Source organism: Novosphingobium guangzhouense (assembly GCF_002896965.1).
Lineage (GTDB): Bacteria > Pseudomonadota > Alphaproteobacteria > Sphingomonadales > Sphingomonadaceae > Novosphingobium > Novosphingobium guangzhouense.
Genome location: NZ_LYMM01000058.1, coordinates 23,587 through 30,097 on the forward strand (window position 1 = coordinate 23,587; position 6,511 = coordinate 30,097).

The window sequence follows — 6,511 nt, forward strand, 5'->3', positions numbered from 1 at the left end:
AGAATTTAGTGACGTTCTGAAACTCCTCCGGGGTCGAGATGTTCAATGATCCACTTGGTCCAACATCGACCGACCTTTGGAGCATCTCATGAAGAAGTACCTTTTCGCTGCCGCACTCGTCGCCGCCATCCCCGCAACCGCTTTCGCTCAGGACGCGACGGACACCACAGAAGCGACTGCGCCTGACGGCACCAAGGCATTCGGCATTGAGCCTTACTTCGGCGTTCTCGGTGGCTACCACGATTTTGATCGCACCAGCGAATTCGGCTCGCCGCGTGGCGGCAAGATGAACGGTGCGCTCATCAGCGGCGTGGCCGGCGTCAACATCCCGCTCGGGCCAGTGTTCGTCGGTGCCGAAGGCAACGCTACCAAGGGTTTCGGCGACATCGACTGGGAGTACGGCGTCAAGGGGCGTATCGGCGGGCGCGCGGGCGAGAGCGGTCTGATCTATGCATCGGCCGGTTACCAGTGGGTCAACGGAAAGCGTGGCTATAGCGATCAGAAGGACTGGATTTACGGCGTAGGCGTTGAAGTTGGACCGAAGGATATCGGCTTGGGCGGCGTGACCGGCAACAGCGGCATTCGCCTCCGCTTATCCGCTGAAACCTATGATTTCGATAGCATTCGTCCGATGGCCGGTGTGATCGCGCACTTCTAAACGAGGCAAAGAGGCCACCACAGCCCAGCGGTGGTGGCTTCTTTCACTGTAATGATGTTTTGCGGGTGTTATTTTTCCCAGACATTGATTGCGGTGGAAAGACCTCATCGCCGGGTGACGACGCAAGAAGACCCGGCGCTCTGGAGAGGTCCGGGCCAGTTGGTGCAAGGGCATCAGGAAGCCCTTCGGGTCGCGAGAACCTCATCGCACATCGACACCCGCTCCGCACCATCTTTCTACAACCGCCGTTGTTTAGCCAGGAACGTCCACCTGTTGATGCAGACCTGCAGATCCCGCTTTCGACAATATCCATTGCTGTCGTCGGGCCGCGCAGGTTTGGTAGCGGATGCCCAGAATTGCTCGATAAGGTAAGGTTCACCCAGGCGGTTCACAGCCAGCCAGGCGAGAGCCAGCCGCATCGCAGGTTCGGCGGGTATCGGCTTCTCATATGCGCGCTGTCGAGCCTCATCCAACACGTCGATCGCAAAGCGGTTCATCCGATGGTGCGACGGTAGCGCAGCCCGCGCGTCATCGTTCGACAGGGGCACAACGAACCTCTCGACTGCCGCAGGCCTTGCACTTCAGTCGCGCCTTGATCGCGGGCATGCGGGTGTCGAGTCCCTTCACCACGCAGGTCTTCGTGATGGCCTTCGTGTCGAGCAGCGCCTTGTGCCCACACTGGCAGGTGACCGCGATGTCGCAGCCCCATTTCGTGTAGTCGAACACCGTTTGGAATCGCTTCGTTCCCATTGCCGATGCCATAGCGGATTGCGGAACGAATGTGGAACATATAGCTTCGCGGCATTCTCTCATGGAGTGATTCTGCGATGCCTGAACTGTCAAAGATGGACAGCCCCCTCGACCTCGGAGGCTACGAAACCGGCGGAAAATCGCTGCCGTTCGGCCGCTGGATATTGGAGCAGGCCGAGCGAGGCGGCTTCATCGGCCAGTTGGCCTCGATCGCGAAGTCGGATCGCGGCTTTCCGAAGGACGGCACTCCTGATGCGGTTCGGAAGCGCCTGGGAGACACTGGCGCCGATCCAGAGATGTTCGAAGCGGTCGATGATGCTGAGATGGATTGGGTGTCCTGGTGACCGACGACAAATTGATTGCCCACGCCCAGCGCCTCCACGCTCTTGCCTGCGCCAACGGAGGGACGCGGCACGATCTGATCAAGGCGCGGGATATCCTGCCCGAGCTGATCGATCGGCTCGTCGCCCATATCGCTGCGGCCGAGGATTTCGTCGCGGTGCCAAGGCTCGAAGGCGTGGTTGACGGTGGCCCAATTACACTGAGCGTCGTGAAGTAGGTCGAGTTAATATTGTGGATGCGTATTGAGGAAGGTCTTTCCCTATCGGTCGACTGCAAGCAGCCTTACCAACCTGATTCTCAAGTAGGGGTGCAGATATGACAGTCGAAGCGATGTGGAAGTTTCAGAGCGGATCTGTCGGCTCAGAGGATACGCCGGTCTGGGGAGGCATTGTTGTCCTCGAAAGCGGCCGAGTTTTCGGCGGTGATTCTCTCATGGCTTACTTAGGCACGTACGAAGTGGACCGAGGCAAGATAACGGCTCATGTGCGGTCGTGGGCTTGGAACACAGACGTTCCTGCGGAGGAATTCGAAAACGTTTTTGGCATGACGAGCGACATTGACCACAATGTCGTGCTCGAGGGGGAAATATCGGGCAATGAAATCCACGGCGTGCTCCGTTCAGACAAAATGGAGGGCGTCGAGTTGAAGTCCCGTATGATCAAGATCGCCGATCTTCCGTGACAATTAATAAGTGAATTCAATGGGCCGCTGCGCATCGCGTGGCGGCCTTTTTCGTGGGTAAAACTGAGACTTCTAACTGCATGAAATAGTATAGATCGAGTGTGGTAAGAAAAACGCGGTTCCTAAGCGCTTTGTCTTTCTACTGACGGCAGGTAGGACCCGCATTTTATTTGCGAGTATCGTCTATTATCTATTGCGTATCGCCGCGATACGTGCGTTTATTCCTGTGCGTTGCCGGTCGCTTCACCGGCTCGAAAACAGGAACGACAACATGACCGCTTTCACGAAGAGCGAGCGCGCTGCGATCAATGCAGCTTTCGGTGATCAGCTCAAGCACGTCCATTTCTCGTGCGTGGTGGAGGGCTGAGCGATGGCATTCATCAACACGATCGAGCTGCGCACCCTGCAGGACAACGTGTCATCTGCTCTGCGCTTCTTGCGCGGCGAAGGGGAGAAGATCGCCGCGACCGAAGCGCTGGTCCGCGCACAGTATCAACTCGCAGCCATGGCTGATGGCATCGCAGACCCCGGCCTCCGAGGCGATGCGAACGAGCGGTACGCCAGCGACGAAATCGAGATCGACGATGAGCCGGGCACGGCGCCTGCAGATGGAGGCACGTGGGTGGCCGCATGGGTGTGGGTGGCCGATCCTGAAGAGGGTGAGTGCGCAACGTGCGCTGCGTCGATCGAGACGCGAGTAATGCCCTGCGACGAGTGCGGCTGCTTGGACGAGGAGGCTTGAGACATGGCCTCTAACCTGAATGCAAATGACCCCGCATCATGGCTCGCAACCCTCTGGGAAGCTCTCGACGCCTTGGACGATTGCAACATCGACATGCAGGCGGAAGGCAGGGAGACCTATGGCCCTGATCGGGATGACGTCTGCACGGCAATGGCATGGGTCCGCGAGGCGCTGGGCCTTCCCGCCGAGGTGGAGAGCTGATCATGAGCAGCGCCACCATCATCATCCGGGGCCCCCATCGGTGAAAACGCGCCCCCCACCAGCGCAAACGCGGACCCTATCGAGGGAATTGCACGATGAACGCGCTTTGCCAGCTCGCCGGCGACTGGACGGGCACCACCCCCACCGGGGGAATTATGGTCGAACGGAAGTGGGACGGATGGCGCTGTCTCCGCTTCCGCGGCCTCGACGGCAAGCCGCGCCTGTGGTCCCGCAACGGCCAGCCGCTCAACGGCGCCGATCATATCGTGCACCAGCTCGACTTGTTCGAGCACGTCGCGGGCGTGCCGCTATTCCTCGACGGTGAAGTTGTGGTCGACGACACGCTGGACGCAACGAAGCGCTGGTTCGAGAGCGGATGGCGCAGGGGAGGGGATAAGGGCCGCCTCCACCTCTTCGACGTCCTGACGGAGGAGGAATGGCGCGCGGGCGGCAGTGACCGGCCGCTGCACGAGCGCAAGGCATGGCTGCAGGAGCTGGCGGGCGCGGTGCGGGATGATCCGGCGCTGTCCTGGGACTGGCGGCCGGGAAGCCGGGGAGGGGACGACCCCACAGCCGTTCAGGTGGTCGAGGACGAATGGGCCTTCACCGAATCGGACGTGCACGACATGGTGCAGCGCGTGTGGGCTGTCGGGGGAGAAGGGCTGATGCTCAAGGATCCCGAAGCCCCCTACCGGCGGAAACGCGGGCCTGCGTGGCTCAAAGTGAAGCTGGACAACTGGAAGCGGTGGGCTCGTACCCCCATCGCCGCTTAGTCACGGGAGGTGTGAAGATGATTGTGATTGATCAGGGTTTCGTTATCGCCCCGGGCGAAGCGATCCAGCCCGGTGACCTCGTCGTCATCGACCAAGGCACCGGTAAGCTCCGACGGTTCGTAATGGGCGTCGATGCAAACGGATTCCGGGTACCGCGCGGCAGCTATACCGACCTGGAGACGGGCGAGTTGTGCATGCCCTACCGACCCGCGCCCCTATCACCGCTTAGGCACGAGAACGAAAACGAGAAAGTGACCCCCACCGTGGAAATGAAGCCGACCAAGATCACGCAGCGGCGCGGGCCTACCGTCAAGTTCACCGGCGCGGTGATAGCGAAGGGCGAGTTTCCGACGCGGCAGGGATTCGACATGCGGATGGAGGTCTACCAGACCGAGGGCGGCGCTTATGTTGCGGTGACGACGACCGATGTGGAGACGCGCGCGGTAGTCATTGAGCCGGCTGATCCGATGGACATGCAGTGCGCGGTCATGGATGCCTTCGACTGGCACGATCGCGCCAGGACAATGCTGCGGGATCAGCTCAAATGGAAGTTCGTGAGAGAGGTTTCATAAGGCATCCCCACCCCTTTCTAAACTGACTGAACCACATCAAATGTAAAATTGCTCGGCGGTCCTTGTGAGGTCAAAAGATGGACGAAGCCTTTACTCAGATTCTTGGCGAACTGGATGACGCGTTTCGGCGACTTGAGGCCGTGGTGGCGCCGCCAAGGGTGGTGGCCGATGGCGACGGCTACCGAGTGCGATATCAAGAGCAGTCATTCGAACAAATGCTTCTCATGAAATTCGCTCGCTACATCAGCGGTTGTCGCGCGGCGGTGCTTCTTTCGGAGCATGGCTTCTGTCAGGAGCAAGGCGCCATCCAACGCATACTCGACGATATCGACGAGGATGTGATGTTTCTGGTAATTGGCAGACAAGGCGACTGGACGCAGCGACATGACACTTACGTCGACGATTTCTGGGCTGAAGAACCAAAGTCTATGGTTCCTCGCGTGAAAATTCGCGCCTACATACACAATGCGTTTGGAGAAGACCCCTCCACTGCAATTGAGGCCAGCCGAAAACTGTTTAAGGCCTATTCCGGCTATATTCACTCTAACGCAGTCGCGGTAATTGATATGTGCTCGGGCGAGCCACTTCGTTTTGATTTGGACGGCACCAGCGACAATCCACTGTACCGGGATTCCGAAGACGACCTGTGGAACATATTTTTCCGAGGCCTGACGATGGCATATTTTGTCGCTTCGGGTATCGGTGATGAGGCTGTCGCGGCAGAACGCATGGCATCTAAGCGAGCATTCGAACAGGCGTATGCCTACAGGCTATTCCCCGATGGCATAGCTCCGGGGGATGCGTAACAAGCGGGCGCGACGGCAGGAGGGAACCGCCGCGCCCGCCCCGGCGGCCACCCCATGGCGCCGAGCTGGTGAACCTTAAATCAGCGACCTGATCTGCAACTCCATCGCCATCGTCCTCGGCTTCACACCGCCCCGCGCGAACGGTGCCCGCCCCAGGTATCCCAGATAGGTACGGTTCTGCCTCCACGGCGTCACCGCCGGATCGAAGCAACAATAGATCGGTAGCGACGTGCCCAGCTTGTACGTCAGCGGCGCAAAGGTGTCCTCGTACTCCTCCTCGCTCAGCCACGAGAGCGTGAACAGGAGCGTGCGTAGTGTGATGCCGGGCGACACATCGGGAACGCCGAACCGGTTGATCTCGACACCGCCCAGCGGCTCGATGCCGCGCTCGAAATCCTTGTCGTAGAACCGGCTGGGCTCAATGGCCTTACCGATCACGATGCCCCCCGCCTCGAAAGCTCCGATATGGTCGGTGATGTCGATACGCCAGAACATGGCTTCGACCGGAACGGTAATCTACGGTGGCGGGTACTGAGAATGCCAGTGAACTCGCGAATTGGGGTGTCGCGGCAGGAGGGTTTCTCGGGGCGGTCATCACGGCGCTGGTCGCATACTTCCGCAAGGCCAAGCCGGCCGACACGGAAGGACATTCGAGAGCTTCCTTTCAGTGAATGATGGAGCCGAGCGCGACGAGGCGCTGTTGCAGGAGGGCGATGGGCATGTCCTCGGCACGGCGGCCGGGGTTGGCGGCCAACCAAGCGGTGATCTCGCCAGCGGCTTCACCGCAAACGCCGTATGCCATTTCGAGGCGGCCCGGAGCCCACGCCCCATGGGTCATCGAGGCGCACACAGGGACCACCATATTTGCGATCTTGAACTGCTCGTGCGGCAGGATCATCTCGACCGGGATTTCATAGGCCGCCGTGTGGTCGGTGACGTTGGCGGGCGTACCTTCCTCGCGCAGGCGATCGGTGTAGAGAACCCCG

General features: G+C 59.9%; 12 protein-coding genes. 9 read left to right on the top strand and 3 right to left on the bottom strand.

The genetic code is table 11. From position 1 onward, the window contains the following. Positions 1-88 precede the first annotated feature (88 nt). On the top strand, positions 89-658 hold the full coding sequence (locus A8V01_RS20080) for an opacity protein (protein WP_103098092.1): 570 nt from the start codon (positions 89-91) through the stop codon (positions 656-658). A 528-nt stretch (positions 659-1,186) separates the two neighbouring features. Here A8V01_RS20080 and A8V01_RS20090 read toward each other — a convergent pair. After that, entirely contained in the window at positions 1,187-1,384 is a 198-nt protein-coding gene (locus A8V01_RS20090) for a hypothetical protein (protein WP_146037335.1), read from the bottom strand. 101 nt (positions 1,385-1,485) lie between these two features. Between A8V01_RS20090 and A8V01_RS20095 the strand changes: the two genes are divergently transcribed. From A8V01_RS20095 to A8V01_RS20130, 8 genes are all read left to right on the top strand, one after another. Then, positions 1,486-1,752, top strand: coding sequence for a hypothetical protein (locus A8V01_RS20095; RefSeq protein WP_245892746.1), 267 nt, complete (start codon positions 1,486-1,488; stop codon positions 1,750-1,752). Further along, entirely contained in the window at positions 1,749-1,967 is a 219-nt protein-coding gene (locus A8V01_RS20100) for a hypothetical protein (protein WP_103098095.1), read from the top strand. The genes A8V01_RS20095 and A8V01_RS20100 overlap by 4 nt, the downstream gene beginning before the upstream one ends. A gap of 98 nt (positions 1,968-2,065) precedes the next feature. Continuing rightward, positions 2,066-2,431, top strand: coding sequence for a GrlR family regulatory protein (locus tag A8V01_RS20105; RefSeq protein ID WP_103098096.1), 366 nt, complete (start codon positions 2,066-2,068; stop codon positions 2,429-2,431). Between the two features lie 370 nt (positions 2,432-2,801). Next, positions 2,802-3,173 carry a hypothetical protein gene (locus tag A8V01_RS20110; RefSeq protein ID WP_103098097.1) on the top strand — a complete coding sequence of 124 codons (372 nt, stop codon included), beginning with the start codon at positions 2,802-2,804 and terminating at the stop codon, positions 3,171-3,173. Positions 3,174-3,176: 3 nt separating this feature from the next. Then, positions 3,177-3,374, top strand: a complete 198-nt coding sequence (locus A8V01_RS20115) for a hypothetical protein (RefSeq protein WP_103098098.1) — start codon at positions 3,177-3,179, stop codon at positions 3,372-3,374. Positions 3,375-3,529: 155 nt separating this feature from the next. Continuing rightward, entirely contained in the window at positions 3,530-4,147 is a 618-nt protein-coding gene (locus A8V01_RS20120; protein ID WP_170066014.1) for an ATP-dependent DNA ligase, read from the top strand. A 17-nt stretch (positions 4,148-4,164) separates the two neighbouring features. Beyond that, positions 4,165-4,719 carry a hypothetical protein gene (locus A8V01_RS20125; protein WP_103098100.1) on the top strand — a complete coding sequence of 185 codons (555 nt, stop codon included), beginning with the start codon at positions 4,165-4,167 and terminating at the stop codon, positions 4,717-4,719. A gap of 77 nt (positions 4,720-4,796) precedes the next feature. After that, positions 4,797-5,525 (top strand): hypothetical protein, encoded by a 729-nt coding sequence (locus A8V01_RS20130; RefSeq protein WP_103098101.1) that lies wholly within the window; start codon positions 4,797-4,799, stop codon positions 5,523-5,525. 75 nt (positions 5,526-5,600) lie between these two features. On the opposite strand, the gene A8V01_RS20135 is transcribed toward A8V01_RS20130, so the two are convergent. Both A8V01_RS20135 and A8V01_RS20140 read right to left on the bottom strand, forming a co-directional pair. Next, positions 5,601-6,020 (bottom strand): hypothetical protein, encoded by a 420-nt coding sequence (locus A8V01_RS20135; protein ID WP_103098102.1) that lies wholly within the window; start codon positions 6,018-6,020, stop codon positions 5,601-5,603. A 169-nt stretch (positions 6,021-6,189) separates the two neighbouring features. Continuing rightward, positions 6,190-6,511 (bottom strand): FAD-dependent oxidoreductase (locus tag A8V01_RS20140; RefSeq protein WP_146037336.1); only part of this gene is annotated, 322 nt, incomplete at its 5' end.

Bases quoted from the DNA above. Each gene is read 5' to 3' on its own strand.
- A8V01_RS20080 (WP_103098092.1), top strand. From the start codon at position 89: ATGAAGAAGTACCTTTTCGCTGCCGCACTCGTCGCCGCCATCCCCGCA.
- A8V01_RS20095 (WP_245892746.1), top strand. From the start codon at position 1,486: ATGCCTGAACTGTCAAAGATGGACAGCCCCCTCGACCTCGGAGGCTAC.
- A8V01_RS20105 (WP_103098096.1), top strand. From the start codon at position 2,066: ATGACAGTCGAAGCGATGTGGAAGTTTCAGAGCGGATCTGTCGGCTCA.
- A8V01_RS20110 (WP_103098097.1), top strand. From the start codon at position 2,802: ATGGCATTCATCAACACGATCGAGCTGCGCACCCTGCAGGACAACGTG.
- A8V01_RS20115 (WP_103098098.1), top strand. From the start codon at position 3,177: ATGGCCTCTAACCTGAATGCAAATGACCCCGCATCATGGCTCGCAACC.
- A8V01_RS20120 (WP_170066014.1), top strand. From the start codon at position 3,530: ATGGTCGAACGGAAGTGGGACGGATGGCGCTGTCTCCGCTTCCGCGGC.
- A8V01_RS20125 (WP_103098100.1), top strand. From the start codon at position 4,165: ATGATTGTGATTGATCAGGGTTTCGTTATCGCCCCGGGCGAAGCGATC.
- A8V01_RS20130 (WP_103098101.1), top strand. From the start codon at position 4,797: ATGGACGAAGCCTTTACTCAGATTCTTGGCGAACTGGATGACGCGTTT.
- A8V01_RS20135 (WP_103098102.1), bottom strand. From the start codon at position 6,020: ATGTTCTGGCGTATCGACATCACCGACCATATCGGAGCTTTCGAGGCG.